Source organism: Variovorax sp. LjRoot290, assembly GCF_964253985.1.
Classification (GTDB): domain Bacteria; phylum Pseudomonadota; class Gammaproteobacteria; order Burkholderiales; family Burkholderiaceae_C; genus Variovorax.
Genome location: NZ_CAXURW020000001.1, coordinates 2166640 through 2191940 on the forward strand (window position 1 = coordinate 2166640; position 25301 = coordinate 2191940).

At 67.7% G+C, this 25301-nt stretch carries 24 protein-coding genes; 12 read left to right on the plus strand and 12 right to left on the minus strand.

Annotation, left to right across the window (positions count from 1 at the left end; translation table 11 throughout):
• The first annotated feature begins 69 nt into the window (after positions 1-69).
• From ACSQ9A_RS10985 to ACSQ9A_RS10995, 3 genes are read left to right on the plus strand one after another with little or no spacing between them, the layout of a single operon-like run.
• The gene (locus ACSQ9A_RS10985; RefSeq protein ID WP_093109367.1) at positions 70-852 is read left to right on the plus strand and encodes an SDR family oxidoreductase; all 783 of its coding nucleotides are present in this window, start codon (positions 70-72) and stop codon (positions 850-852) included.
• 20 nt (positions 853-872) lie between these two features.
• Positions 873-1751, plus strand: coding sequence for a DMT family transporter (locus tag ACSQ9A_RS10990; RefSeq protein WP_436306285.1), 879 nt, complete (start codon positions 873-875; stop codon positions 1749-1751).
• Positions 1748-2167: an acyl-CoA thioesterase gene (locus ACSQ9A_RS10995; protein WP_093109366.1), complete on the plus strand. Its 420-nt coding sequence runs from the start codon at positions 1748-1750 to the stop codon at positions 2165-2167. The genes ACSQ9A_RS10990 and ACSQ9A_RS10995 overlap by 4 nt, the downstream gene beginning before the upstream one ends.
• Positions 2168-2359: 192 nt before the next feature.
• On the opposite strand, the gene ACSQ9A_RS11000 is transcribed toward ACSQ9A_RS10995, so the two are convergent.
• Both ACSQ9A_RS11000 and ACSQ9A_RS11005 read right to left on the minus strand, forming a co-directional pair.
• Positions 2360-3727 carry an ATP-binding protein gene (locus tag ACSQ9A_RS11000; RefSeq protein ID WP_436303668.1) on the minus strand — a complete coding sequence of 456 codons (1368 nt, stop codon included), beginning with the start codon at positions 3725-3727 and terminating at the stop codon, positions 2360-2362.
• Positions 3724-4401 (minus strand): winged helix-turn-helix domain-containing protein, encoded by a 678-nt coding sequence (locus ACSQ9A_RS11005; protein WP_093109364.1) that lies wholly within the window; start codon positions 4399-4401, stop codon positions 3724-3726. Before ACSQ9A_RS11005 ends, ACSQ9A_RS11000 begins: the two co-directional genes overlap by 4 nt.
• A gap of 89 nt (positions 4402-4490) precedes the next feature.
• Between ACSQ9A_RS11005 and ACSQ9A_RS11010 the strand changes: the two genes are divergently transcribed.
• Both ACSQ9A_RS11010 and ACSQ9A_RS11015 read left to right on the plus strand, forming a co-directional pair.
• Positions 4491-5198, plus strand: coding sequence for a phosphatase PAP2 family protein (locus ACSQ9A_RS11010; RefSeq protein WP_436303669.1), 708 nt, complete (start codon positions 4491-4493; stop codon positions 5196-5198).
• A 46-nt stretch (positions 5199-5244) separates the two neighbouring features.
• Entirely contained in the window at positions 5245-7005 is a 1761-nt protein-coding gene (locus ACSQ9A_RS11015; RefSeq protein WP_436303670.1) for a phosphoethanolamine transferase, read from the plus strand.
• Between the two features lie 7 nt (positions 7006-7012).
• On the opposite strand, the gene ACSQ9A_RS11020 is transcribed toward ACSQ9A_RS11015, so the two are convergent.
• The 5 genes from ACSQ9A_RS11020 to eat form a co-directional block, all read right to left on the minus strand.
• Positions 7013-7591 (minus strand): peroxidase-related enzyme, encoded by a 579-nt coding sequence (locus ACSQ9A_RS11020; RefSeq protein ID WP_436303671.1) that lies wholly within the window; start codon positions 7589-7591, stop codon positions 7013-7015.
• A 49-nt stretch (positions 7592-7640) separates the two neighbouring features.
• Complete coding sequence (locus ACSQ9A_RS11025) at positions 7641-8930, minus strand: haloacid dehalogenase-like hydrolase (RefSeq protein WP_436303672.1); 1290 nt, start codon at positions 8928-8930, stop codon at positions 7641-7643.
• Between the two features lie 65 nt (positions 8931-8995).
• A complete protein-coding gene (gene eutC / locus ACSQ9A_RS11030; protein WP_436295165.1) occupies positions 8996-9784 on the minus strand; it encodes an ethanolamine ammonia-lyase subunit EutC in 789 nt (262 codons plus the stop codon).
• Entirely contained in the window at positions 9781-11175 is a 1395-nt protein-coding gene (locus ACSQ9A_RS11035) for an ethanolamine ammonia-lyase subunit EutB (RefSeq protein ID WP_436303673.1), read from the minus strand. The genes eutC and ACSQ9A_RS11035 overlap by 4 nt, the downstream gene beginning before the upstream one ends.
• A gap of 7 nt (positions 11176-11182) precedes the next feature.
• Entirely contained in the window at positions 11183-12589 is a 1407-nt protein-coding gene (gene eat / locus ACSQ9A_RS11040; RefSeq protein ID WP_093109357.1) for an ethanolamine permease, read from the minus strand.
• A 156-nt stretch (positions 12590-12745) separates the two neighbouring features.
• Between eat and ACSQ9A_RS11045 the strand changes: the two genes are divergently transcribed.
• The 7 genes from ACSQ9A_RS11045 (at position 12746) to ACSQ9A_RS11075 (ending at position 19557) form a co-directional block, all read left to right on the plus strand.
• A complete protein-coding gene (locus ACSQ9A_RS11045) occupies positions 12746-13783 on the plus strand; it encodes a helix-turn-helix domain-containing protein (RefSeq protein WP_436303674.1) in 1038 nt (345 codons plus the stop codon).
• A 59-nt stretch (positions 13784-13842) separates the two neighbouring features.
• Positions 13843-14253 carry an FKBP-type peptidyl-prolyl cis-trans isomerase gene (locus ACSQ9A_RS11050; protein ID WP_093109440.1) on the plus strand — a complete coding sequence of 137 codons (411 nt, stop codon included), beginning with the start codon at positions 13843-13845 and terminating at the stop codon, positions 14251-14253.
• A gap of 56 nt (positions 14254-14309) precedes the next feature.
• Positions 14310-15209, plus strand: coding sequence for a LysR family transcriptional regulator (locus ACSQ9A_RS11055; protein ID WP_436303675.1), 900 nt, complete (start codon positions 14310-14312; stop codon positions 15207-15209).
• 158 nt (positions 15210-15367) lie between these two features.
• Positions 15368-15877, plus strand: a complete 510-nt coding sequence (locus ACSQ9A_RS11060) for a flavin reductase family protein (protein WP_436303677.1) — start codon at positions 15368-15370, stop codon at positions 15875-15877.
• Between the two features lie 168 nt (positions 15878-16045).
• Positions 16046-17197: an acyl-CoA dehydrogenase family protein gene (locus ACSQ9A_RS11065; protein WP_436306286.1), complete on the plus strand. Its 1152-nt coding sequence runs from the start codon at positions 16046-16048 to the stop codon at positions 17195-17197.
• A gap of 9 nt (positions 17198-17206) precedes the next feature.
• Entirely contained in the window at positions 17207-18205 is a 999-nt protein-coding gene (locus tag ACSQ9A_RS11070; RefSeq protein ID WP_436303678.1) for an amidohydrolase family protein, read from the plus strand.
• Positions 18202-19557, plus strand: a complete 1356-nt coding sequence (locus ACSQ9A_RS11075; protein WP_436303679.1) for an MFS transporter — start codon at positions 18202-18204, stop codon at positions 19555-19557. Before ACSQ9A_RS11070 ends, ACSQ9A_RS11075 begins: the two co-directional genes overlap by 4 nt.
• 45 nt (positions 19558-19602) lie before the next feature.
• Here ACSQ9A_RS11075 and ACSQ9A_RS11080 read toward each other — a convergent pair whose 3' ends face one another.
• From ACSQ9A_RS11080 to gabT, 5 genes are read right to left on the minus strand one after another with little or no spacing between them, the layout of a single operon-like run.
• Complete coding sequence (locus ACSQ9A_RS11080; protein WP_093109351.1) at positions 19603-20424, minus strand: ABC transporter permease; 822 nt, start codon at positions 20422-20424, stop codon at positions 19603-19605.
• A 17-nt stretch (positions 20425-20441) separates the two neighbouring features.
• Positions 20442-21698 (minus strand): ABC transporter permease, encoded by a 1257-nt coding sequence (locus tag ACSQ9A_RS11085; RefSeq protein ID WP_093109350.1) that lies wholly within the window; start codon positions 21696-21698, stop codon positions 20442-20444.
• A 6-nt stretch (positions 21699-21704) separates the two neighbouring features.
• Positions 21705-22733 (minus strand): polyamine ABC transporter substrate-binding protein, encoded by a 1029-nt coding sequence (locus ACSQ9A_RS11090; RefSeq protein WP_436303680.1) that lies wholly within the window; start codon positions 22731-22733, stop codon positions 21705-21707.
• A 51-nt stretch (positions 22734-22784) separates the two neighbouring features.
• The gene (locus ACSQ9A_RS11095) at positions 22785-23879 is read right to left on the minus strand and encodes an ABC transporter ATP-binding protein (RefSeq protein WP_436303681.1); all 1095 of its coding nucleotides are present in this window, start codon (positions 23877-23879) and stop codon (positions 22785-22787) included.
• A gap of 23 nt (positions 23880-23902) precedes the next feature.
• Positions 23903-25195: a 4-aminobutyrate--2-oxoglutarate transaminase gene (gene gabT / locus ACSQ9A_RS11100; protein ID WP_436303682.1), complete on the minus strand. Its 1293-nt coding sequence runs from the start codon at positions 25193-25195 to the stop codon at positions 23903-23905.
• Positions 25196-25301 lie beyond the last annotated feature (106 nt).

Below are 25301 nucleotides of genomic sequence, written 5' to 3' on the forward strand. Positions count from 1 at the left end.
GGCCATTTTATGCGGCGCCCGGAGCGGCTTTAGGCCCGTCGCATCGGCGACTCCAACAGGACTTTCCCCATGGCTTACAGCATCGATCTTTCGGGCCGCGTGGCCTTCGTCACGGGTGCGTCGAGCGGTCTCGGCGCGCAGTTCGCCAAGACGCTGGCGCGCGCGGGCGCCGCAGTGGTATTGGCCAGCCGTCACACCGACAAGCTCAAGGAACTGCGCGCGCGCATCGAGGGCGAGGGCGGCGACGCCCACGTGGTCGAGCTCGACGTGACAAGCATCGACAGCATCAAGGCCGCGGTGGCACGCGCCGAGACGGAGGTCGGGCCGATCGACATCCTGGTCAACAACTCGGGCGTGAGCACCACGCAGCGCCTCGAAGAGGTGAAGGCCGAGGACTACGACTTCATCTTCGACGCCAACGTCAAGGGCTCTTTCTTCGTTGCCCAGGAAGTCGGCAAACGCATGCTGGCGCGCGCCAAGGGTGCGGCGCCCGGCACCTACATCGGCGGGCGCATCATCAACATCGCTTCGGTAGCTGCTTTGAAGGTGCTGCCGAAGATCGGTGTCTATTGCATGAGCAAGGCGGCGGTGGTGCAGATGACCAAGGCGATGGCGCTCGAGTGGGGCCGCTTCGGCATCAACGTCAACGCGCTGTGCCCGGGCTACATCACGACCGACCTCAACGAAGAGCACTTCGCCTCCGACGACGGCCAGAAGCTGGTGGGCATGCTGCCGCGCAAGCGCGTGGGCAAGCCCGAAGACCTGGACGGACTGATCGTGCTGCTGGCCAGCGGCCAGAGCCATTTCGTCAATGGCGCGGTGATCGCGGCCGACGACGGATTCGCGCTCTGAGTCCGCGCGCGCTCATCGGCATCGCGGCCGGTCTGGCCGCGGGTGCGCTCTGGGGGCTGGTGTTCGTGGCGCCGCGCATGGTGGGGCATTTCGGCATGGTGGACATCACGGCCGCGCGCTTCATCGTCTTCGGCGCGGTCGCGGGGCTGGCGGTCTGGTGGCGGCCGGCCGAGCGGCGCTGGCCCCGCGCGCGCCAGGCGCTCACCGTGCTCGGCCTCAGCGGACTCGGCTTCACCGGCTACTACCTGCTGCTGGCCTTCTCGATCGTGGCCGCGGGCACCGAGGTGTCGAGCCTGATCATCGGCACCATCCCGGTCTGGATGATGTTGCTGGGCCGTCCGGCCGGCTTGGCGCTGCAGGCCCTGGTGCCGGGACTGGCTCTCACGGCCGCGGGCATCGCGCTGATGGTCGCGAGTGCCTGGCCGGAAGGCAGCGCGAGCGGTGCGCACTTCGGCTGGGGCCTGGTGCTGGCGCTGCTCGCGATGGCGAGCTGGACGGCTTTCGGCCTCCTGAACGCGGCCTGGCTCAAGCGGCATCCCGAGGTGCACGCGGCCGACTGGGCCAACTGGCTCGGCATCGCGACCGGCCTTGGTGCCTTCGTGCTGTGGCTGGTTGCGGGCTCCGACATGGCCACGTTGCGCACACAGCCCGAGGGCAAGCTGTTCGTGCTGCTTGCGCTGGCCGGCGGCCTCGGGTCTTCGTGGCTGGCGACGGTGCTCTGGAACGTCGCGAGCCAGCGGCTTTCCGCGAGCTTGTGTGGTCAGCTGATCGTGAGCGAGACCTTGTTCGCCTTGCTTTATTCTTTTTTGTGGGACGGGCGCTGGCCGCATGCCATCGAGCTCACGGCCGCGTTGCTGTTCGTCCTCGGCATCCTCGCATCCATCAAGGCACACCGATGAGAATCGAAATTCCCGAAATCAAGAAGCTCGTCTACGAAATGACGATCCCGATCCGCTGGGGCGACATGGACGCGATGGGCCATCTCAATAATGCCAGCTACTTCCGCTACCTCGAGACGGCGCGCATCGACTGGTTCCACTCGCTGGGCGCCGAGCCCGCACCGGACGGGCAGGGGATGGTGATCGTCAATGCCTTCTGCAACTTCTACAAGCAGCTCGAATACCCGGGCGACGTGCTGGTCAAGATGTACGTGAGCGACCCGGGCCGCACCACCTTCGAGAGCTGGGCCACCATGGCCCGGACCGATGCGCCCGAGGTGATCTGCGCGGCCGGCGGCGCGACCACGATGTGGGTCGACTTTCCGAAGCAGAAGGCGCTGCCGCTGCCGGACTGGCTGCGCTCGATCGTCAGCTAGGGAGCAACAAAAGGCCCTCCGCCAACTTTCGTTCGCGCAGGAGGGCCTTTCGCAGTCTCGGAGTGCCGCGATGGGTGTTGCCGAGTCCGTGAACATATTCTGCATGCGCGTGCTCGCTGCGCAATTCAGCCATGCGCCATAGAGCAAGCGGGAGGTGTCCTACTCGTCGTCAGCCCTGGCTCCTTCAGCCCTTCATGCCGGACTCAACACGATGCGCGCCTCGAAGCCTGTCGCCGCCCCCGGCGGCGGCGACATCAGTTCGAGCCGTGCCCCATGCTTCTCGACGATGGTGCCAACGATCGACAGCCCCAGCCCGTAGCCCGCACGATTGGAGCTGTGGCGCACGTGGCGCTGCTGCAGCGTGCGCAGCTCGACCTCGCCGACGCCCGGGCCGAAGTCGCGCACGGCCAGCGTGCAGGGCTGCATCACCTCGATCACGACGCGGCCGCGGCCGTAGCGCAGCGCGTTCTCCACCAGGTTGCGCAGCGCGATCGCCAGCGCGTCGACGTCGCCGAGCGCGACCGGCGGCTCGGTGTCCGGCACCTTGAGCGACAGGCGCTCGTTCACGCGCGGGTCCTGCCAGAACTCCTGCGCCACCGTGCCGGCCAGCTGGACCAGGTCGGTCTTCGTGCGCGTCAGCGAGGCGGCCGATTCGGCCCTGGAAAGTTGCAGCAGCTTCTCGGTGCGGTGGCCGAGCATCTGCAGCGCATCGAGCGCGGCCTCGACATCGTCGCGCCGCAGTTCGTGCTCGAGCGCGGTCTGCAGCCGCAGCCGCGCCGCCGCGAGCGGCGTGCGCAGCTCGTGCGCCGCATTTGCGGCCAGCGCGCGCTCGACATCGAGCGCCTGCGAGAGGCGCTCGAGCAGGCGGTTGACATGGTCGCCGACCGTGCGCAGCTCCTGCGGCAGGCCGGGGAGCCCGATCGGGCGCAGGTCGGTGCCGCTGCGCTGCGCGATCTCGCCGGCGAGCTGCTGCAGCGCGCGCAGCTCGGTGCGCGCCACGTTGCGCAGCACCAGCGCCAGGAGCGGCAGCACGGCGAACAGCGGCACGATCAGGCCGAACAGGGTGCGGTTGAGCGCGGTGCGGCGCTCGTCCAGCGGGTCGGCGACCTGGAAGAAGAGATCGCGCGAGGGATGCCGCACGGTGTAGATCCGCCAGGCCTCGGCATTGGCAAAGCCGGCCGCCAGCGGAACGTCGAAGGCGTTGGGCGGCGACTCGGCGGAGCGCAGCAGTACGCGCTCGTGCAGGTCGACCACCTGGTACAGCACCGCATCGGTCGGAAACAGCTGCGGCGGCGCGATCAGCGGCGTGCGCGTCTCGCCGCGCTCGCTTCGGAGCTTGTCGAGCTCGTGCACCGCCATGTCGAACATGCGGTGCGAGACTTCCACCAGTTCGCTGTCGAAGTTGTGGTTGATCTCGCGGTCCACATACCAGACCACGCCCAGCACGCACAGAAGCCAGACGCCGCCGACCCAGACGATGAGGGTGCGGGTCAGCCGGCCGGCGAGCGAATCGCGCGTGCCGAGCTCTGCGCCCGCCTGCTGCAGGAAGTTCAGCTTCATTCGTCGTCGTCTTCGGGCGAGAAGGACAGCCGGTAGCCCAGGCCGCGCAGGGTCTGGATGTGGCTGCGGCCGAGCTTGCGCCGGAGGCGGCTGATGAACACTTCCAGCGTGTTGCTGTCGGCCTCGTCCCCGAAGCCGTAGAGTGCGTCGGCCAGGTTCTCGCGCGTGTGGATGCGTTCGGGCCGCGTCGCCATCACGCGCAGCAGCGCCCACTCTTTTTGCGTCAGCGTGATCGGAAGACCGTTCTTGCGCACCAGGTCGCGCGCCAGGTCGATCTCGAGCGTGCCGAGCTTCAGCACGGGCGAGCTGGTGGTGCTGCGCCGCCGCTCGACGGCCCGCAAGCGCGCCAGCAACTCCGCGGGGTCGTAGGGCTTGATAAGGTAGTCGTCGGCACCGGCGTCGAGGCCGCGGATGCGGTCGGTCACCTGGTCGCGGGCGGTGAGCACGATCACGATCGGGCGCTCGCGCAGCGCCCGCACGTCCGGCAGCAGCGAGAGCCCGTCGCCGTCGCTCAGGTGCAGGTCGAGCAACACGGCCGCGTACTGCACAGCCGCCAGCGCGGCGCGCGCGTCCGCGAGGCCGGGCGCCACGTCGACCACGAAGGCCTTGGCCATCAGGTAGCTGCAGACCGCGCCCGCCAGGGCGGCATCGTCTTCGACCAGCAATATGCGCACGTCGCCTCGCCCTTATCTCAAAAGAGGGGAGTCTAGTGCGGCCGTCGCTTCAGATTCAGTTCAGGCGCGGACCCTAAGCTTGGCCGCGCATGTTCCGTTCCCTTGCCGCTCGTCCGCTCGCCTGGATTCTTCTGACACTGGCTCTTCTCCTGCTCTGGGATGCCACCGGCCTCGACCTGAAGCTCGCGGCGATGGCGGGCACGCCGATGGGTTTTCCGTGGCGCAGCGACTGGTTCCTGGTCCAGGTCGTGCACGAGGGCGCGCGGTCCCTGAGCTGGCTGATGGTGCTCGCGCTGTTTGCCGGCATCCGCCGGCCCATCGGCATCCTGCGCCTGCTGCGCATGCGCGAAAGAGCACAGCTCGCATTCACCGTGCTGGCCTCCGTGCTGGCCGTCTCGCTGGTCAAGACTACGAGCCATACCAGCTGTCCCTGGGACCTCCAGCTCTTCGGCGGGGTTGCGCACTACGTCTCCCACTGGTCGTGGGGCGTGCAAGACGGCGGCCCGGGCGGCTGCTTTCCGGCCGGCCACGCGTCTGCGGCCTTTGCCTATGCGGGCGGCTGGTTCGCATGGCGCCGCGCCGCGCCCGCGGTGGCGCGAAGATGGCTCTTCGGCGCGCTCGCTGCCGGGCTGCTGCTGGGGCTGGTGCAGCAGCTGCGCGGCGCCCACTACATGAGCCACACGCTCTGGACCGCGTGGATCTGCTGGACGGTAGGCTTCGCGATCGATGCCTTCGTGCACCGGGGCCCGGCCGGGGTTGCGCGGCTGGCCGGCCTTCCGAAGCTGAACGAATCCTGAGCTGCGCATTCAGTGAGTTTTCAGTCCAGCTTTCCAGACTCGCTGGATGCCTGTTTCGAATGCTCGCTCCTTCCCCCCATCTGCGCATGACCTGCCGCTCGCCACGCCGGCGCAGGGCGCTGAGGCGTCCACGTCGCTCTGGCAGCACATCGATGCCTGGCTCGCGCGGCCGCGCTCGGCGCGCAGCGTGGTCCTCTGGCTGAGCCTCTACCTGGCGCTGGCCACCAATTGGCCGCTGTGGAACGAGCTGGCGCGCATCGGCGGTGCGCCGAGCATGTACTTGCCGTCGATCGCGGCGATGGCGCTGCTCATCGTCTGCGGCAGCGTGGCGCTCTTGTCCTTCACCGCCTGGTCGCGCTGGATGAAGCCGCTCTGGTTCGCCGTCGTCGTGGTCGCCGCCGTGGCCCAGCACTACATGCAGAGCTACCGGGTGGTGATGGACCCCAGCATGCTGGCCAACGCGATGCAGACCGATGCCCACGAGGTGAACGACCTGCTGAGCTGGCGCCTGCTGTTCCACGTGCTGCTGGTCGCCGCCTTGCCTGCCTGGGCGCTGTGGCGCGTGCAGGTCGTCCCGATGCGCTTCGTCTCGCAAGCCTGGCGCAATGCGCTGCTGCTCGTCGCAGCGGTGGCCGTGGCGGTGGGCGGTGCGCTGGCGATGGGCCGGGAGCTCGCGCCGCTGATGCGCAACAACGTCCACCTGCGCTACATGATGAATCCGCTGGCCAGCATCTATTCGGCCAGCGCGGTCGCCATCAGGCCGATGTTCAAGCACAGCCGCAAGCTGATCCCGGTGTCCGGCGGCGCGGCACTGGGCGCCAGTTATGCGGCGCAGGCCCGGCCGCCGCTCTTCGTGCTGATGGTGGGCGAGACGGCGCGGGCCGACCACTTTGCGCTGAACGGCTATGCGCGCGACACCACGCCGGAGCTCGCGGCGCGCAAGGTGCTGAGCTGGCGTGACGTTCATTCCTGCGGCACCAACACGCTGGCCTCTGTGCCCTGCATGTTCTCGCCGCTGGGCAAGACCGCCTTCGAGGCGCGCAAGGACGAGTACGAGAACCTGATGGACGTGCTGCAGGCCGCCGGCCTTGCGGTGTTCTGGCTCGACAACCAGGCCGGCGGCTGCAAGGGCGTCTGCGACCGCGTGCCGCACGCGTCGGCCTTCGACACCGTCGACCCGAGCGTGAAGAGCGCGCTTTGCGAAGGCGACGAATGCCTCGACGACGTCATGCTCCATGGCCTGGATGCGCGCCTGGCCGCCTTGCCGGCCGAGCGCCGCGGCAAGGGCGTGGTGCTGGTCATGCACCAGATGGGCAGCCATGGCCCGGCCTACTACAAGCGCTCTTCGCCCGATGCCAAGCGCTTCCTGCCCGAGTGCAAGAGCAACGCGCTGGCCGAATGCAGCCACGCCGAGCTGATCAACGGCTTTGACAATTCCATCGCCTACACCGACCGCTTTCTCGGCAAGACCATCGACTGGCTGAAGGCACAGTCCAAGAGCTACGACCCCGCATTGCTCTATCTCAGCGATCATGGCGAATCGCTGGGCGAGTACGGGCTGTTCCTGCATGGCGTGCCCTACAGCTTTGCGCCCGAGGTGCAGAAGCACATACCGATGATCGCGTGGTTCGGCGAGGGCATGAGCGCGCGCGACAAGCTCTCGCGTTCATGCATGGAGGCGGGGCTCGACACGCCGCTCACGCACGACAACCTCTATCACACGGTGCTGGGCCTGATGGACGTGAAGACGCCGAGCTACAAGCCCGCGCTCGATGCGCTGGCCTCTTGCCGCGGCGCGCCGGCCTGAATAGGCCCTACTTCTTCTCGCGCGGCAGCCGCCCCATCAGGAAGAACTCCGGGTTCGGCTGCATGCCGCTGAAGCTGGCCATGCGGTTGGAAAGGCCGAAAAAGGCGGTGATGGCGGCGATGTCCCAGATGTCCTCGTCGCTGAAGCCGTGCGCGTGCAGCGGCGGGAAGTCGGCGTCGTCGATCTCGTGCGAGCGCTCGCAGACCTTCATCGCGAACTCGAGCATCGCGTACTGGCGCGGCGTGATGTCGGCCTTGCGCCAGTTGACTGCCACCTGGTCGGCCACCAGCGGCTTCTTCTCGTAGATGCGCAACAGCGCGCCGTGCGCCACCACGCAGTAGAGGCACTGGTTGGCGGCGCTGGTGGCGGTGACGATCATCTCGCGGTCGCCCTTGGTGAGAGAGCCTTCCTCCTTCAGCATCAGCGCATCGTGGTAGGCGAAGAAGGCGCGCCACTCGGCCGGCCGGCGCGCGAGCGCCAGGAACACGTTGGGCACGAAGCCGGCTTTCTCCTGCACTTCGAGCACCTTGATGCGGATGTCTTCGGGCAGGTCCTCGAGCTCGGCGAGGGGATAGCGTTCGGCCATGGTCGTCTCCTGGTGTCCGGCACGGCAGCCGGTGCGCTTCGAGACGAGTCTACTTGAGCGTCTTGCCCTGCGTGGCGCCCAGTGGCGTGTGCAGTTGCGACGGCACGAACAGGCCCGTGTTGTCGTCGCGGCCCTGCAGCAGGTAGCGCGTATCGGCCTTGCCGTAGCCCTGCGCGGCGAGCACCGAGAACTTGCCGATGTCCGTCTTGCCGTCGCGCAGCCGATTGACGATCAGCACCTTCTTGGTGTCCGCGAAGTCGGCCATCATGTTCTGGTCGCCTTCGCTGTCGCCGGCGATGAAGCTGGGCCCATAGCCGTATTTGCTGACCAGGAAGCGCTGGATGTTCTTGGTCTTGCCCCGTCCCTGGGTCTGGTCGTAGCCGCGACGGTATTCGGGCTGGATCACGCCCTTGGCATCGCGTTCGAGTTCCATCGCCAGCACGCGCTCTGCCGGGTTGTCGTAGCCGAAGGCCGGGTTCGAGGAGATCTCCTTGATCACGTCGACGAAGGAGGCCGAGCAGACCCAGACATCGAAGCCCGCGTTGCGGAACCTGGCGTACAGCTCCTGCATCTCGGGAACCAGGCGCAGGCCGTTCTTCCAGCTCACCGAGACGACGCCGGCTTGGCCGGGCAGGGCGGCCGGCGTGCTCCACTTGACCTTTTCCACCGGCTGCTTGAGTTGCCAGGCCACCGTATCGGCCGTGAGCTTGCGCACCTGCGCCTCGTTGAGCCCGACGAAGAGATAGGTGACCCAGGGGTAGGCCGTGTCGTGGTCGAAGGTGTCGCCGATGGCTTCGTACAAGTAGCGGACCTTGGTCACGAAGGCCGTGTAGTTCGGGTTCTGCTTGACGGCCGCGAGCGGCATGCTGCCCTGGAGGCCGCTGTAGTTCCGGTAGAGCCAGGTGTAGCTGGCAACGATGTCCGGCACGATGCTGTCGATGTTGACCGGCTGCCCCGCCGCGTTGTTGTGGGCCGGCGCAAAGTTGGTTTTCGGAATGTTCTTGCGCAACGCCGTTTCGAGCTGTGCCGGCGTGGCGCCGAAGGCGAGGTTCTCCAGCTGGTAGATCAGCGATGCCTCTTCGATATCGAGAAAGATGCTGGTGTTGTCCCAGTCGAAGACCACGTACGGCGGCTTCGATGCGTTGTAGGCCGGGCTGCCTCTGCCGAGGCCGGCGATCAACGCATCGATCTGCTGCCGGTTGAAAGGGTCCCAACGGCCCGCGGCAAGCGGCTGAATGCTGGCGCTGGGCGCTGCCGGCCCGAATGGCCCGCCGGCACAGCCGGCCGCCAAGGCAGCGGCCAGGACCATCGGCAAGACACGGGCAAAGTTCCTCTTCATGGAGTTTTCTTCCTTCAAGTGACAGGGGGATGGCAAAGGAGACGAAACGGGTTGCGGCGGGCGGCTCAGGGCGCCGGAAGCGTGGGCGGCGTCGTGCCGCCTTCGAGCACCGCCGCATCGCTTTCATCCTTCAGCGCCACGCCGGTCAGGCCCAGGCGCAGGGCCTGCCGCATCAGCCAGGCCAGCTTGAAGGCGGCGGCGTCGTAGGACAGGCCTTGCGGCCGCACGTTGGAGATGCAGTTGCGCTCCGCATCGTGGCGGCCGCGGCGTGGCGTGTGCGTGAGATAGATGCCGAGGCTGTCCGGCGAGCTGAGGCCGGGCCGCTCGCCGATCAGCATCACCGAGAGTTGGGCCGCGAACAGCTCGCCGATCTCGTCGGCCAGCGCGACGCGCGCCTGCGTGGCGATGACGACCGGCGCGAAGCGCGTGCCTGGCGGCAGTTGCGAACGCAATGCCGTGAGCAGCGGCACGGCATGACGCTCCACCGCGAGCGAGGACAGGCCGTCGCCGACGACGATGCAGACATCCGTTGCGGCGCCTGCCGATTCGCGCAGTCGCATCGCATCGTCGGCGTGCAACTGGCGGCCGAGGTCGGGGCGCCGCAGATAGGTGGTGCGATCCTCGGCCCGGCTGCGGGCGTGCGCGACTGTCCATCCCGCGGCCTTCAACGCCTGCTCGAGTGCGCCGGCATCCAGGGCGGCATGGATCGCGTCGCGCGCCATCGCATGGGCCCAGCCGAAGCGCAGCACCTCGTCGGTCGGCATGCCGGCGCCGGCGCGGCCCAGCGCCAGGCGAGCCGGCGTCGCGTTGCGCCACTCGCCCCAGGGACTGCGTGTGACCGCCTCGTCCGTCATGAGGCCAGCGCCTTCAGCGCGCCCATGTCGGCCAGCAGCCGGTTGGAAGAGGGCGGCTGCAGCCGGCCGTCGCTGCCGGTGATCTGCATGCGCTGCAGCCAGGCCTCGAACTCGGGCGCGCGCTGCAGGCCCATGGTTTCGCGCAGGAACAGCGCGTCGTGGAAGGAGGTGCTCTGGTAGTTGAGCATCACGTCGTCCGCGCCCGGCACGCCCATGATGAAGTTGATGCCGGCGGTGCCGAGCAGCACCAGCAGCGTGTCCATGTCGTCCTGGTCGGCTTCGGCATGGTTGGTGTAGCAGACGTCGCAGCCCAGCGGCAGGCCCAGCAGCTTGCCGCAGAAGTGGTCTTCGAGGCCGGCGCGGATGATCTGCTTGCCGTCGTAGAGGTACTCGGGCCCGATGAAGCCGACCACGGTGTTGATCAGGAGCGGCTTGTAGCGCCGCGCCAGCGCATAGGCGCGCGCTTCGCAGGTCTGCTGGTCGAGGCCGGCGTTGGCGTTGGCCGAGAGCGCGCTGCCCTGGCCGGTTTCGAAGTACATGACGTTGTCGCCGACCGTGCCGCGTTTCAGCGCCAGCGCGGCGGCGTAGGCTTCGTCGAGCAGCTCGGGCGTGACGCCGAAGGAACGGTTGGTCTTCTCGGTGCCGCCGATCGACTGGAACACCAGGTCGACCGGCGCGCCGGCCTCGGCCAGCTTCAGCGTGTTGGTGACGTGGGTCAGCACGCAGCTCTGCGTCGGGATCTCGAAGCGCTGGATCACCTCGTCGAGCATGCGCAGCAGATCGCCGAGCACCTGCATGCTGTCGGAGGCCGGGTTGAGCCCGATCACCGCGTCGCCGGCGCCCATGAGCAGGCCGTCCAGCGTGGAGGCCGCCACGCCGCGCAGGTCGTCGGTCGGATGGTTGGGCTGCAGCCGCACCGAGAGATGGCCGGGCAGGCCGATGGTGTTGCGAAAGCGCGTGACCACGCTGCACTTGCGCGCCACCGCGACGAGGTCCTGGTTGCGCATGAGCTTGGATACCGCGGCCACCATCTCCGGCGTGAGCCCGGGGGCCAGCGCGGTAAGCGCCGCGGTGTCGGCCTGTTCGGACAGCAGCCAGTTGCGGAAGTCGCCGACGCTCAGGTGCGCCACCGGCGCGAACGCCCGCGCGTCGTGCCCATCGATGATGAGCCGCGTGATGTTGTCTTCTTCATAGGGAACGAGTGCCTCGGTCAGGAACTGCTTGAGCGGCGTCTCGGCCAGCACATGGCGCGCCGCCATGCGCTGCTGCGCGGTGGCCGCGCCCACGCCGGCGAGGTAGTCGCCCGAGCGCGCCGGGCTCGCGACGGCCATGACCTGCTTGAGGTCTTCGAAGGAGAAGGCCTGCGAATCGATCGTGGTGCGGTAGCGCATCGAAAGCTCAGACGGTGGTGGACAACATCTCGTCCGGCGCTGCCGCCTTGCGTTGATCGGCCGTCAGCCGGAAGTAGCCGTAGGCCAGCGCCATCAACACCAGGAACAGCAGCGTCAGCATGCCGTTGAACCAGATCATCGCGCCAAGGCAAACCACTCCGAGCCCCAGGGCGATGGCCGGAAACACCGGGTAGAAGGGCGCGCGGTAGGTGCGTTCCAGGCCGGGTTCGGTGCGCCTGAGCTTGAACAGCGCGGCCATCGAGATCAGGTACATGACGATGGCGCCCAGCACCGCCATCGTGACGATGTTGGCCGTCAGCGTCTGGCCGCCGAACTGCACCCATTCGTCGCTGAAGATCGCGGCCACGCCGATGACGCCGCCGGCCACCAGCGCGCGGTGCGGCGTGTTGAAGCGCGGGCTGAGCGCCGCGAAGGTGGCGGGCAGGTAGCCGGCGCGCGCCAGCGCGAAGATCTGGCGCGAGTAGCCCATGATGATCCCGTGGAAGGAGGCGATCAGCCCGAACAGGCCGATCCACACCAGCATGTGCAGCCAGCCGCTGTTCTCGCCGACCACCACTTTCATCGCCTGCGGCAGCGGGTCGTTGATGTTGGCGAGCTTGCGCCAGTCGCCCACGCCGCCGGCGAAGATCATCACGCCGAAGGCCAGCACCACCAGCGTCACGATGCCGGTCGTGTAGGCCAGCGGAATGGTGCGGTGCGGATCGCGCGCCTCTTCGGCCGCCATCGCCGCGCCCTCGATCGCCAGGAAGAACCAGATCGCGAACGGGATCGAGGCGAAGATGCCCGAGATCGCCGCGCCGTTGAGCACCTCGCCGCCGGCCCAGCCGTGGGCCGTGAAGTTGGCCATCGACCAGCCGGGCGCGACGACGCCCATGAACACCAGCAGCTCGAAGATGGCCAGCACCGTGACGAAGAGCTCGAAGGCCGCGGCGATGCCGATGCCGATCCAGTTGAGGCCGATGAAGATCACATAGGCACCGAGCGCGAACCACTTCGGGTTGATGCCAGGGAACTGCACGTTGAGATAGGCGCCGATCGCCAGCGCGATGGCCGGCGGCGCGAACACGAACTCCACCAGCGTCGCGAAGCCGGCGACGAAGCCGCCGTTGGGCCCGAAGGCGCGCCGCGCATAGGCGAAGGGTCCGCCCGCATGCGGGATCGCCGTGGAGAGCTCGGTGAAGCTGAAGATGAAGGTCGTGTACATCGTGGCCACGAGCACCGTCGCGACCAGGAAGCCCAGCGTGCCGGCGGTGTTCCAGCCGTAGCTCCAGCCAAAATACTCGCCCGAGATCACCAGGCCGACGGCAATTCCCCACAGCTGCATGGGTCCGAGCACCTTCTTGAGATGGCCCGACGCGGGGCCGGGTACAGGCGGTGCTTCCAACGAACTCATGGTGTTTTCCCTCTTGGATGGCAATGAGCGGATTCGACCAAATCAGGGGCCGCGGCGCTATCCGGAATCGGAAAAAGCACGGCGGCAAGCCTCGCGGCATCTGGCATCTGTCTTGCTTTCGACAGGAGACCTACCCTTCGTTCACTGGATCCGGCCTTGCCCATCGACGCGTCCGCACCCTTGCCGAACCCGCCGGCGCTCCCGGCAGGCGGCCATCGCCTGCGATACGCCGAGCGCCTGAGCTGCGATGTGGACGAACACGCGACGCACATCTCCGCCTGGCGCCAGGAGTACGACCAGCTGTCCTGTGGGCGCTTCGAGGGCGCCGTGCGCGAGCTGTGGATCGATGGGCCGCGCCTGCAGATATTCCACGAACACACCGGCCAGCAGACCAGCCAGCAATGCCTGCCCTGGCGCGGGTCGATCTGGTTCGGCGTGCCTGACGGCCACAGCCACGAGCCATTGCATTTCTCGGGGCGCCTGCAGCGTGCCGATCGCATGCGCTTGGTGATGTCGGCCCGGGCGGACGACGGTTTCGTGCTGCGCACGCCCCGGAACTTCGGGATCTACGGCGTCGTCGTCGACGAGGAATGGCTGGGCACGCAGATACAGCGCCTGGGCCTTCGCCCACCGCTCATCGGCCAGGGTGCGCTGGTGCATGCGGCCGCGGTTGCGCCCCACGTGCATGTCGCTTTGTGCCAGACCATCGAGTCGCTGCTGGGCCTCGGTGCCAGCGGCGAAACCGAGCAGAGCTGGGGCCGTGCCGCCCTGCAGACCCTGCTCGACCAGTTGCTGGGTCTGCTGGCGGGCACGACGCAAGCCGACGGCTTCATCGCCCAGCTGCAAGCCAGCCAGCGCCGCCTGGCGGCCGTCATGGCGGCGCGCTCGCTCGTCGTGCATCCGCTCAACCACGCCATGTCCGTGGACGACCTGTGCCTGCAGCTGCACCTCACGCCGCGCACCCTGCGCAATCACTTCCGCAGCGTGGTCGGCGAGTCGCCGGTGGAGTTCCTGCGGGCCGTGCGCCTCAATGCCTGCCGGCGCAAGCTGCGCCTGCCGCAGGCCGCAAGCACGGTGCAGGATGTCGCCGCGCAATGGGGCTTCTTCCACATGGGCCGCTTCTCGCAGGAGTACAAGGCCATGTTCGGCGAGCTGCCCTCGGAGACGCTTCGGCAGGCCAGGCTGACGCACTGAGGCGCCCGGGTGCCGGTTGGCAATAATGAGTGGTCATCCACTCACCGAAGGCCTGCCCCGTGCGATCACTTTTCTGCGCTGCCCTTGTTTCCGCGTTCGTCTTGCCGACTGCCTGGGCGCAGTCGGGCCCCGTCACCACCCCGAGCGGGCTGATCTACCAGTCCTTGGTCGAAGGCAAGGGCGCCTCGCCCGCCGCCACCGACGCGGTCAAGGTGCACTACCGCGGCACCTTCCCCGACAGCGGCAAGGAGTTCGACAGCTCCTACAAGCGCAACGAGCCTACCGAGTTCCCGTTGAACGGTGTGATCCCGTGCTGGACCGAGGGCGTGCAGAAGATGAAGCCGGGCGGCAAGGCCAAGCTGACCTGCCCGCCGTCGATCGCCTACGGCACCCGCGGTGCGGGCGGCGTGATTCCGCCCAATGCCACGCTCAACTTCGAGATCGAGCTGATCTCGGTCACCAAGCGCTGAGGCCGGCCGCTCGCATCCGGTTCATGAATCTTCGCTCGATCGATCTCAATCTGCTGGTGGTGCTCGAAGCGCTCATCGAAGAGCGCGGGGTGCGCCGGGCCGGAGAGCGCATCGGCCTGAGCCAGTCGGCGACCAGTCATGCGCTCGATCGCCTGCGCAAACTGCTCGGCGACGAGATCCTGGTTCGGACCACGACCGGCATGGAGCCCACGGCGAGGGCGCTGAGCCTGGCCGGGCCGTTGCGGATCGCGCTGCAGAGCATACAGACGGCGTTGACGCCGGAGCGCTTCGTTCCGGAGGAAGCGCAGGGCGAGATTCAGATCGCCGTCGAAACCCACGAGACCATCATCATCCTGCCGCAACTGGTCGACGAGATGCGGACCGAGGCACCGCTGCTGTCCCTGACCGTTCGCCCGGGCTCGGTCGACGATATCCTGGTTGGAATCGATCAGGGACGCACCGACATCGGTATCGGCTTTTTTCGCGGGCTGCCCGATCGGTTCATGACCTGCCGTCTGCTGGGCGACAGCCACGTTTGCGTGATGCGTGCGGACCATCCGCTCGCCGCTGCGCCGCTGACGCTGGAGAGCTACCTGCAGGCGCCGCACCTGCTGGTCAGCATGAGCGGCGCGTCGGACGATCTGGTCGACTCGGCGCTGGCCGATCGGAATCTGCGCAGAAGCATCGCGATGCGCCTGCCCCATGGGCTGGCCGCGGTCATCGCCCTGACCCGCTCCGACATGGTCACAACCGTGACGCGAGGCGCGGCGCGCGTCTTCGCGCAGTCGGGGCGGCTGGTTGCGATGGAACTGCCCTTCGCCGTGCCGCGCGTCGAGTTCCGCCTGATCTGGAACCGCCGCCTGCAGCAAAGTCCGCAGCACCGCTGGCTCAGGCAGAAGCTGGTGGCCATCGGCGCCGCCGCGGAAGCGAGCAGCGCCTCGGAGCAGGCCGCCTAGACGGGCGCCCGTCTGTGCTCTGCACGCGGCGGCCGAGCTCATCGACGGCGTGCACTTTGCATGTGCAACCTTTGCATTGGCCAGTTTCCATCCCGCCGCATACAGTTTCTTCAGAGGTCGACACGCTTCGTTCATGGAGTCGACCCGAGGAGACAAAGATGAATACTGTGACGGTAGATCCGCAGCAGGTCGACACCGCATTCCGCGCCGCGATGCGCCGGTTCGCCTCGACGGTGACGATCATCACTGCAGCCGACCACGAGCGTCGTCACGGCATGACGGCCACAGCAGTGACCTCGCTCTCGATGAGCCCGCCATCGCTCCTCATCTGTCTTAACCAGAAGACCCTGCTGCACGACATCATGTTCCGTGCGCGACGCTTCTGCGTGAACGTGCTGCACTGCGAGCAGGTCGAGTTGTCGGCCGCCTTCAGCGGCGCGGTTGCGGCCGAGGAGCGTTTCGCGCTGGGCACCTGGTCGCGCACCGAGGATGGCATTCCCTATCTTGCGGACGCCCAGGCCAACCTGTTCTGCAGGAAGGCGGCCGCCATTCCGTACGGCACGCACACCATCCTGGTCGGCCAGGTCGAGCATGTCGGCCTGCGCGATGCCATCGCTCCCCTGGTCTACCAGGACGCTTCGTACTGCGTGACGAGTCCAGCGGCCTGACCGGCCGTGCCGCGCGGGGCGTGCCGCGCGGGGCGTGCCGCGCCACTTCTTCCTTTCTCTACTTCTTTCTCAACAGGTGGTCCCATGTCCTGCGTCATTTCGCGCGAAAAACCTCAGTCGATTCCTTCGTTCGCACAACGGCCGACGCCTGCCGAACTCCATTCGAGGATGAAGGCCTTGCTGCCCGCCATCAAGGCCCGGGCCGGCGACACCGAGCGGCTCGGACGCATCCCCGCCGACAGTCTCGATGCCTTGCGCGAAGCAGGCCTGTACCGCGTCGTCCAGCCGACGCGCTTCGGAGGCCACGAATACGACTTCGACGTGCTGGTCGAACTCGTGATGGAACTCGCCCGCGCATGCGCATCGACTGCATGGGTCTATGGTCTCTATGCCGCCCATCAGTGGCTGGTCGCCAGTTTCGATGCCCAGGCGCAGCGCGATGTCTGGGATGACGACGCGGACGCGGCCATCTGCGGCTCCTACGCCCCGGCAGGAAAAGCCGTCGCGGTGGCTGATGGCTACCGGCTCACCGGACGCTGGGCTTTCGCCAGCGGCTGCGACGGCGCCCAGTGGGCGGTCTGCGCATCGGTTCTGCCTGCCCAGGAAGCCGGACCTGCGCCGGGGCCTGCCTTCTTCCTGGTGCCCGCGACCGACTACCTCATCGACGGCACCTGGGATGTGGTCGGCCTTGCAGGCACCGGCAGCAAGACTCTGGTGCTGGACGACGTGTTCGTGCCGAAGCACCGGATCCTCACCTTCCGCGAGACCACCAGCGGCCGCACGCCGGGCAGTCGGGTGCACGACAACCCGGGCTTCGGCATCCCGATGCTGTCGAACATCCCGTCATGCCTTGCAGCGGCGGGTGTGGGTGCTGCGGCCGGCGCGCTGGACGACTACCTCGAGGCGACCGGCCAGCGCGTGACCCGCGGGGCCGTGGCCGGAGGCAACAACCGGATGGCGGAATTCCCGACCATCCAGCTGCGTGTGGCGGAAGCGGGGGCGGGCACCGATGCGGCCCGCGAGATCCTGCTGCGCGACCTCCGAGCCCGGGCACTGACGGCCCGGTCCGGCGAGGAGATCACGGTGGAAGACCGGATCTCCAGCCGGCGCGGGCAGGCCTTCGCGGTCTCGCTTGCGATCCGCAGCGCAGAGGCATTGAATGCTTCCACCGGCGGGCAAGGACTCGCGATGTCCAACCCGGTCCAGCGCGCCTGGCGCGACGCCAACGCCGTGGGTCGCCACATCAGCCTGAACTGGGATGCAGTGGGAACCATGGCCGGCCAGATGGCGCTCGGTCTCGAGCCCAAGGGCCAATACTAAGGATCGGACATGCAAGGAAAGATTGGACTCGAAGAGCACTTCGCTCTCGAAGAAACCCTGATGGACTCCGCGGGCTTCGTTCCGCAGACGCACTGGCCGGAGTTGCGCTCCCGCCTGCTCGACATCCACGACCGGCGCCTGCGCGAGATGGACGCCAACGGCATGCAGATGATGCTGCTGTCGCTCAACGCGCCGGCCGTTCAGGCGATCCTGGACACGGCGCGTGCCAACGACGTCGCTCGCCGCGCGAACGACTTCCTCGCCGAGCAGGTCGCCAGGCGGCCGGACCGTTTCCAGGCGTTCGCGGCACTGCCGATGCAGGACCCGGAGCTGGCGGCCCGCGAGCTCGAGCGCTGCGTCAAGGAACTTGGCTTCAAGGGCGCGCTGGTCAATGGCTTCTCCCAGACCGCTGATCCCAACTCGGTCCTCTACTACGACCATGCCCGGTACTGGCCCTTCTGGGACGTCGTGCAGAAGCTCGACGTGCCCTTCTATCTGCATCCGCGCAACCCGCTGCCGGCCGACGCACGCATCTACGACGGTCATCCCTGGCTGCTGGGGCCGACCTGGGGCTTCGGCCAGGAGACGGCCGTTCACGCCTTGCGTCTGATGTGCAGCGGCCTGTTCGACGAGTATCCGAAGCTCACCCTGATCCTCGGACACATGGGCGAGGGGCTGCCGTACAGCATGTGGCGCATCGACAACCGCAATGCGTGGCTCGAGACGCCGCCCGCCTATCCCGCGCGCCGGAAGATCGCCGAGTACTTCCGCGAGAACTTCTACCTCACGACCTCGGGCAACTTCCGCACGCAGACGCTCATCGACGCGATCCTGGAGATCGGCGCCGACCGGATCCTGTTCTCGACCGACTGGCCGTTCGAGAACGTCGACCATGCCGCCCGCTGGTTCGATTCGGCCAGCATCAGCGAGCGCGATCGCGAAAAGATAGGGCGCACCAACGCGATCGAACTGTTCGGGCTGGACACATTACAAAGGAGACAGACATGACCGATCACGTCAACATCGACGTCAACGAGGAGCTGGCCGAAGCGAAGGTCGGCCGCTTGCACAAGTGGCTGGGCGTCATGATGGCGACGCTCACATTGTTCGACGGCTACGACACATTCAATCCGGCCTACGTCATCCATTACGTGGCGGGACCCTGGGGCCTCGCGCCGGGACAGGCGGGCTTTCTGGTCTCTAGCGGGCTGGTGGGCTTCCTGATCGGCGCCGGAGTACATGGCATCGTGGCCGACCGCGTGGGGCGGCGGGCGACCTTGCTCGGCGGCCTTTGGATCACCAGTGTCTTCACCTTGGCGACGCCCCTGTTCGGCGACTCGTTCGTGATGTTCTGTACGCTTCGCGTCCTGACCGGCCTCGGCCTCGGCGTGCTGCTGCCTCTCGCGACGACCTATATCAACGAGCTCGCGCCGCGCCGCGTGGCCAACACCTTCTCGCTGTGGGGCGTTGCGTTCGGCTGGGCCCTGGGCGGCACGATGGCCGGCCTGGTGGGCGTGTTCCTCACGCCGCTGTTCGGCTGGAAGGTGCTGTACTGGATCGGCTCGCTGTCGATCCCGCTGACCATCGCGCTGCATTTCTGCCTGCCGGAGTCCGTCAAGTTCCTGGCGCTGAAGGGCCGCATCGAAGACATCCGGGCGCTGCTGACGCGCCTGCGTCCCGAACGCGCCGAGGTGTACCGCAATGCGCGCCTGGTGGTGACGGGAGCGGTCACTCAACGCAATCCGGTCGCCGCGCTCCTCAGGCCGCAGACGCGCCGCACGACGCTCACGATCTGGCTGGCCGCCTTCCTGAGCCTCTTCTGCATCTTCGGCCTCACGGGCTGGATTCCGACCGTGATGATGAAGCGGGGCGAGACCTTCGCGGCGAGCTTCGGATTCGGAGCGCTGATGCAGATCATGTCATTCGCCGGCGGCCTGGCCTGCGGCTACCTGGCCGACCGCCGGGGCTCGAGCCGCAGCGTGCTGGCGACCTGGTGGGCGCTGGGCGGGCTCTCGGTGCTCTCGCTGGTCTTCTTCGACGGGCATGTCGTCAACATCGTGTGCACGGCAGCGGCCGGTTTCTTCGTGATCGGTGCGCAGTACGTGCTGAACAACTTCACGGCCCGCTCCTTCGACACCAACGTCCGTGCAACGGCGGTTGGCATGATGCTCAGCGTCGGCCGCTTCGGCGCGATCCTCGGGCCGTTCGTCGTCGGTACGCTGCAGCAGGTTTCTGCAGGGCCCATGCCCATGTTCGTTCTGATCGGCTGCGCCTCGATCGTCGCCGCTATTGCAATCGCTTCGCTGGCAGCGCGGCCGGCGCCGACGCGCGAGGCCGCGGTACTGCATGTGCATGGATAGGAAGCATGCCTGGCGCGCGATCTTCTGGATGTCGCCCAGGCAGATTCAGCGGCGGCGGCCGCGCAGCCATTCGAGCGCCAGCAGCAGGCTGGTTGTGAACACGATCAGCAGCGTCGCGACGGCGGCGATGGTGGGCGAGATGTTCTCGCGGATGCCGGTGAACATCTGGCGCGGCAGCGTGACCTGGTCGGGCCCGGCCAGGAACAGGGTGACGACCACCTCGTCGAAGGAGGTGGCAAAGGCGAACAGCGCGCCCGAGATCACGCCCGGCGCGATCACCGGTAGCGTGATGCGCATGAAGGTGTTGAAAGGCGTTTCGCCCAGGCTCAGCGAGGCGCGCACCAGGTTGTGGTTGAAGCCGGCCAGCGTCGCCAGCACGGTGGTCAGCACGAAGGGCGCGCCCAGCGCGGCATGCACCACGATCAGGCCGAGGTAGCTGTCGGCCAGGCCGATGGGCGCGAAGTAGAGGTACGTCGCCACGCCCACCACCACGATCGGCACCACCATCGGCGAGATCAGCACGCTCATGAGCAGGCCCTTGAACGCGAAGTCCGTGCGCGACAGGCCCACCGCGGCCAGCGTGCCCAGCACGGTGGCGAGCACCGTCGCGGCGGGCGCGACGATGAAGCTGTTGCGCGCGGCCCGGGCCCATTCCGGCGACTCGAACAGGTTGCGGTACCACTTGAGCGACCAGCCGGGGATCGGGTAGGCCAGGAAGGAGCTGTCGGAAAAGGACAGCGGGATCACGACCAGGATCGGCGCCAGCAGGAAGGCCAGCACCGCCACGCAGCCGGCGCGCACCGCCCACCAGCCGAGCTTGTCGGCGAAGGTGGCGTAGGCGGGAAATTCGGGAAGAAGCTTCGGCATGCTTGTCTTTCGTGCCTTCAGCCCAGGCTCAGGTCGGCCTTGCCGACGCGGCGGTACACGGCATAGAGCACCAGCGTGGCGGCCAGCAGCAGCGCGCCGAGCGCACAGGCCATGCCCCAGTTGATTTCGACGTTGGTGTAGCGCGCGACGTAGTAGCTCAGCATCTGGTCGTCGGCCCCGCCCAGGAGCGCCGGCGTCACGTAGTAGCCGATCGCCAGGATGAACACCAGCAGCGCGCCGGCGCCGATGCCGGGGTAGGTCTGAGGCACGTAGACGCGGAAGAAGGCCGCCAGCGGCGGACTGCCGAGCGAGACGGCCGCGCGCAGGTAGGTCGGCGGCACGCTTTTCATGACGCTGTACAGCGGCAGGATCATGAATGGCAGCAGGATGTGGACCATCGAGATGATCACGCCGGTGCGGTTGAACAGCAGCGCCAGCGGGTGGTCGATCAGCCCGATGCCCATGAGGCCGCGGTTGACCAGCCCTTCGGACTGCAGCAGCACGATCCACGCCGCCACGCGCACCAGGATGGAGGTCCAGAAGGGCACCAGCACCAGGATCATCAGCACGTTGGCCTTGCGCGCCGGCAGCGTCGACAACCACCATGCGAGCGGGTAGGCCAGCAGCAGGCAGAAGAAGGTGACCACGGCGCTGATCTCGAAGGTGCGCAAGAGGATGCCGCCGAAGGCGCGCTGGTCCGGCGGCATGCGCTCGACGCTGCCCGCGGCGTCGCGCCGCAGGTCGACCGAGGCCAGCAGGTAGTCGGGCGTCCAGCGCGAGCCGTTCTTGGCGATCGCCTGCCAGTAGGGCACCTCGCCCCAGCGCGCGTCGATCTCCAGCAGGCGCGCCTTGATTTCCTCCGGCGTGCCGGCGATCGGCAGCGCGCGGTAGGTGCTCATCACGAGCGAGCGGGCGCCGGCGATTTCGGTATTGAGCCGGCGCGCCAGCGCGCCCGCATCGGCGCTGTCGGGCAGCTGGCCGAGGTCGGCCGCGATCGCCGCGTAGGCCTGCGGCGCGGGCGCCTCCTGGCGATTCCAGCCGTCGAGCGCGCGCACCGTGCGGGGCAGGGCGTTGGCCACCTCCGGGTTCTCGACCGCGCGCTGCAGCAGCGCCACGATCGGCACCAGCAGCGTGAGCAGCAGGAACAGCAGCAGCGGCAGCGTGAGCGCGAACGCGCGCCACTTGCGGCGCGCCTCGGCGCGCGCCAGGGCGCGCCGAAGCTCTCCCGGCGGGGCCTCCGCCGGGAGGTGGGAGGCGAGCGTTGCCGCGTGCATGGCCGCTTACTGCGTGGCCCACGAGGCGAAGCGCTTCTCGAGCGCCTCGCCCTGGTCGGCCCAGAAGGCGACGCTGAACTGGATGGCTTCCTTGGCATTGGCGGCCGAGGTCGGCAGGTCGTCCAGCACCTTCTTGTCGAGCGAAGCCAAGGCCTTGGTGTTGGTCGGGCCGTAGGCGATGTTCTGCGCATAGACCGCCTGCGCCGCCGGCTGCATGGCGAACTGGATGAACTTGAGCGATGCCTCCTTGTTGGGCGCGCCCTTCGGAATGACCCAGTAGTCGAGGTCGTAGATGCCGCCCGGCCAGAAGATCTTCAGCTTGCGGCCTTCGCGGTTGGCGGCGTCGATGCGGCCGTTGTAGACCGTGGTCAGCACCACATCGCCGGCCACCAGGAACTGCGGCGGCTGCGCGCCGGCTTCCCACCACTGGATGTTGGGCTTGAGCTCGGTGAGCTTCTTGAAGGCGCGGTCGGCGCCTTCCTTGGTGGCCAGCACCTTGTAGACGTCGGCCGGCTTCACGCCGTCGGCCATCAGCGCGAATTCGAGGTTGTAGCGCGCGCCCTTGCGCATGCCGCGCTTGCCCGGGATCTTCTTCACGTCCCAGAAATCGGCCCAGGAGGTGGGGGCGGTCTTGAGCTTCTCGCCGTTGTAGGCCATGACGGTGGACCACACGAACACGCCGACGCCGCATTCGGTGACAGCGGCCGGCAGGAAGTCCGCCTTGTTGCCGATCTTCGAGTAGTCGAGCTTCTCGAACAGGCCTTCGTCGCATCCGCGCGCAGCGTCGGGCGATTCGACCTCGACCACGTCCCAGGTGACCTTCTTGGTCTCGACCATGGCCTTGATCTTGGCCTGCTCGCCGTTGTATTCGACCGGGATGACCTTGATGCCGGTTTTCTCGAAGGGCTCGTAGTAGGCCTTCTTCTGGGCATTGGCGTTGGCGCCGCCGAAGTTGACGACGGTGATCTGCTGCTGCGCAAATGCCGGCAGCGCGAGCGCGGCGGCGACGATGAGGGCGAGGCGGGTCTTTTTCATAGAAAGATTCCTTGTGGGTTGGCGGTGACGAGAAATGGGATGCGAAGGCGCTCAAGCCGCATAGATGCGCACGTGGTCGACCGGGAATCTGAGCGAGACCCGCTCGCCGCCTTGCGGTGGCGCGGCGCCCTGCAGGCCGCTGAGCGGCAGCTTGACCGTGGCGTCCGCCTGGCCGCCGCCGATGCTGCACAGCAGCCGCAGGTGGTCGCCGAAGTAGATGACGCGTGCCACCTCGGCCGCGAGCACGTCGGGGCCCGATGCCTCGCTCTGCCGCTGCAGCACCACGCGCTCGGGGCGGATGCAGGCCTCGACCTTGGCACCCGCGGCCGCGCCACTCACGTTCAGGCCGGTCAGCACGCGGCCGTCGGGCAGCGCCATTTCGGCGCAGTCGCCGGCGCTGCGCAGCACGCCCTTGAGCACCGTGTTGTCGCCGACGAAGCCGGCCACGAAGCGGTTGGCGGGCGCCTCGTAGAGCTGCTCCACCGAGTCGAGCTGCTGGATCACGCCCTCGTTGAACACCGCGACGCGGTCGCTCATGGTGAGGGCTTCGCCCTGGTCGTGCGTCACGTAGACGAAGGTCACGCCGAGCTGGCGATGCAGTTCCTTCAACTCGATCTGCATGTGTTCGCGCAGCTGCTTGTCGAGTGCGCCGAGCGGCTCGTCCATCAGCACCAGCTGCGGCTCGAACACCAGGGCGCGCGCCAGCGCCACGCGCTGCTGCTGGCCGCCGGAAAGCTGGCCGGGCAGGCGGTCGTTCATGCCGCGCAGCTGGACCATCTCGAGTGCGCGCTGCACGCGGCGCTGCTGCTCGTCCTTCGGCACCTTGCGCACCGTGAGCGGGTAGGCCACGTTCTGGCCCACGCTGAGATGCGGGAACAAGGCGTAGTTCTGGAACACCATGCCGAAGTGCCGCTTGTGCGGCGGCGTGCCGGTGATCTGCTGGCCATCGAGCAGGATGTCGCCGGAGGTCGGCGACTCGAAGCCGGCCAGCATCATCAGCGTGGTGGTCTTGCCCGAACCCGAAGGCCCGAGCAGGCTCAGGAACTCGCCCCGGTGGATGTCCAGGTCGAGCTGGCGCACCACCAGGTGCTCGCCGTCGTAGGTTTTCTGGACGCGCTGGAAGCGCACCAGAGGTTCTTGGGTCATGGAGGTGTTCAAGTATGGACCGATCAGCGCAGCGCGGCGAAGCTGTCCGCCAGAATCGCCAGGCCTTCGTCCACTAGCAAGTCGGATGCCGTCAGCGGCACCAGCACGCGAATCACGTTGCCGTAGCTGCCGCAGGACAGCAGGATCAGCCCACGCCGTGCCGCCTCCGCGACCACCTTGCGGGTGAGGGCGGCGTCGGGGCGGGTGGTATCGCCCTCCTCGAACAGCTCGATGGCCACCATCGCCCCGAGCCCGCGCACATCGCCGATCGCCGGCACCTCGGCCGCGATGCGGCGCAGGCCGGTCTTCAGGCGCTCGCCCAGGGCCTTGCTGCGCGCCAGCAGCTGCTCGTCGTCGAACACCTTGAGCACCGCGAGCGCCGCGGCGCAGCCGATCGGGCTGCCGGCGTAGGTGCCGCCCAGCCCGCCTGGCGCGGGCGCATCCATGACCTCGGCGCGGCCCACCACGCCGGAGATCGGGAAGCCGCCCGCCATCGACTTGGCGGTGGTGATCAGGTCGGGCGCCACCGGCCACTGCTCGCTGGCGAACCAGGTGCCGGTGCGGCCGGCGCCGGTCTGCACCTCGTCCGCGATGAGCAGGATGCCGTGGCGGTCGGCCAGCGCGCGCAGGCCTTCGACGAAATCGTTGGGCGCCACGTAGAAGCCGCCTTCGCCCTGCACCGGCTCGAGGATGAAGGCCGCCACGCGCCCGGGCTCGATGTCGTTCTTGAACAGCAGTTCGACCGAGTGCAGCGCGTCGTCGACGCTCACGCCGTGCAGTGCGTTCGGATACAGGGCATGGAACACCTCGCCCGGGAACGGTCCGAAGCCGAGCTTGTAGGGCGCCACCTTGCCGGTCAGGCCGAGCGTCATCATCGTGCGGCCGTGGTAGCCGCCGGTGAAGGCGATGACGCCGGGCCGCCGGGTGAACGAGCGCGCGATCTTGACCGCGTTCTCCACCGCCTCGGCGCCGGTACTCAGGAAGATCGATTTCTTCGCGAAGTCGCCGGGCGCCAGCGTGTTGAGGCGTTCGGCCAGCTCGACGTAGGGCTCGTAGGCCAGCACCTGGAAGCAGGTGTGCGAATAGAGATCGAGCTGCGCCTTGACCGCCGCACTGATCTCGGGGTGGCAGTGCCCGGTGTTGAGCACGGCAATGCCGCCGGCGAAATCGATATAGCGGCGGCCCTCGACGTCCCAGATCTCGGCGTTGCTGCCGCGGCTGACGAATATGTCATGGGCCTGGCCGACCCCGCGGGCGACGGCCGCGGTGCGGCGTGCCATGAGGGCGGCGTTGCTGAGATGGGGTTCGCGCTGCATGGATACGACCTGTGCCTGAATGGGAATGGCGGCACTTTAGGTTTCGCAAGCCGGCGCGGCCATGTACAGCCGGAGCGCTCGTTCGGCGGACTGTACTGGTCTTGTA

What these genes read in the sequence shown, in the direction of transcription:
- ACSQ9A_RS10985 (WP_093109367.1), top strand. Translation starts at nt 70, where the DNA reads ATGGCTTACAGCATCGATCTTTCGGGCCGCGTGGCCTTCGTCACGGGT.
- ACSQ9A_RS10995 (WP_093109366.1), top strand. Translation starts at nt 1,748, where the DNA reads ATGAGAATCGAAATTCCCGAAATCAAGAAGCTCGTCTACGAAATGACG.
- ACSQ9A_RS11000 (WP_436303668.1), bottom strand. Translation starts at nt 3,727, where the DNA reads ATGAAGCTGAACTTCCTGCAGCAGGCGGGCGCAGAGCTCGGCACGCGC.
- ACSQ9A_RS11010 (WP_436303669.1), top strand. Translation starts at nt 4,491, where the DNA reads ATGTTCCGTTCCCTTGCCGCTCGTCCGCTCGCCTGGATTCTTCTGACA.
- ACSQ9A_RS11015 (WP_436303670.1), top strand. Translation starts at nt 5,245, where the DNA reads ATGCCTGTTTCGAATGCTCGCTCCTTCCCCCCATCTGCGCATGACCTG.
- ACSQ9A_RS11020 (WP_436303671.1), bottom strand. Translation starts at nt 7,591, where the DNA reads ATGGCCGAACGCTATCCCCTCGCCGAGCTCGAGGACCTGCCCGAAGAC.
- ACSQ9A_RS11025 (WP_436303672.1), bottom strand. Translation starts at nt 8,930, where the DNA reads ATGAAGAGGAACTTTGCCCGTGTCTTGCCGATGGTCCTGGCCGCTGCC.
- eutC (WP_436295165.1), bottom strand. Translation starts at nt 9,784, where the DNA reads ATGACGGACGAGGCGGTCACACGCAGTCCCTGGGGCGAGTGGCGCAAC.
- ACSQ9A_RS11035 (WP_436303673.1), bottom strand. Translation starts at nt 11,175, where the DNA reads ATGCGCTACCGCACCACGATCGATTCGCAGGCCTTCTCCTTCGAAGAC.
- eat (WP_093109357.1), bottom strand. Translation starts at nt 12,589, where the DNA reads ATGAGTTCGTTGGAAGCACCGCCTGTACCCGGCCCCGCGTCGGGCCAT.
- ACSQ9A_RS11060 (WP_436303677.1), top strand. Translation starts at nt 15,368, where the DNA reads ATGAATACTGTGACGGTAGATCCGCAGCAGGTCGACACCGCATTCCGC.
- ACSQ9A_RS11065 (WP_436306286.1), top strand. Translation starts at nt 16,046, where the DNA reads ATGAAGGCCTTGCTGCCCGCCATCAAGGCCCGGGCCGGCGACACCGAG.
- ACSQ9A_RS11070 (WP_436303678.1), top strand. Translation starts at nt 17,207, where the DNA reads ATGCAAGGAAAGATTGGACTCGAAGAGCACTTCGCTCTCGAAGAAACC.
- ACSQ9A_RS11075 (WP_436303679.1), top strand. Translation starts at nt 18,202, where the DNA reads ATGACCGATCACGTCAACATCGACGTCAACGAGGAGCTGGCCGAAGCG.
- ACSQ9A_RS11080 (WP_093109351.1), bottom strand. Translation starts at nt 20,424, where the DNA reads ATGCCGAAGCTTCTTCCCGAATTTCCCGCCTACGCCACCTTCGCCGAC.
- ACSQ9A_RS11085 (WP_093109350.1), bottom strand. Translation starts at nt 21,698, where the DNA reads ATGCACGCGGCAACGCTCGCCTCCCACCTCCCGGCGGAGGCCCCGCCG.
- ACSQ9A_RS11090 (WP_436303680.1), bottom strand. Translation starts at nt 22,733, where the DNA reads ATGAAAAAGACCCGCCTCGCCCTCATCGTCGCCGCCGCGCTCGCGCTG.
- ACSQ9A_RS11095 (WP_436303681.1), bottom strand. Translation starts at nt 23,879, where the DNA reads ATGACCCAAGAACCTCTGGTGCGCTTCCAGCGCGTCCAGAAAACCTAC.
- gabT (WP_436303682.1), bottom strand. Translation starts at nt 25,195, where the DNA reads ATGCAGCGCGAACCCCATCTCAGCAACGCCGCCCTCATGGCACGCCGC.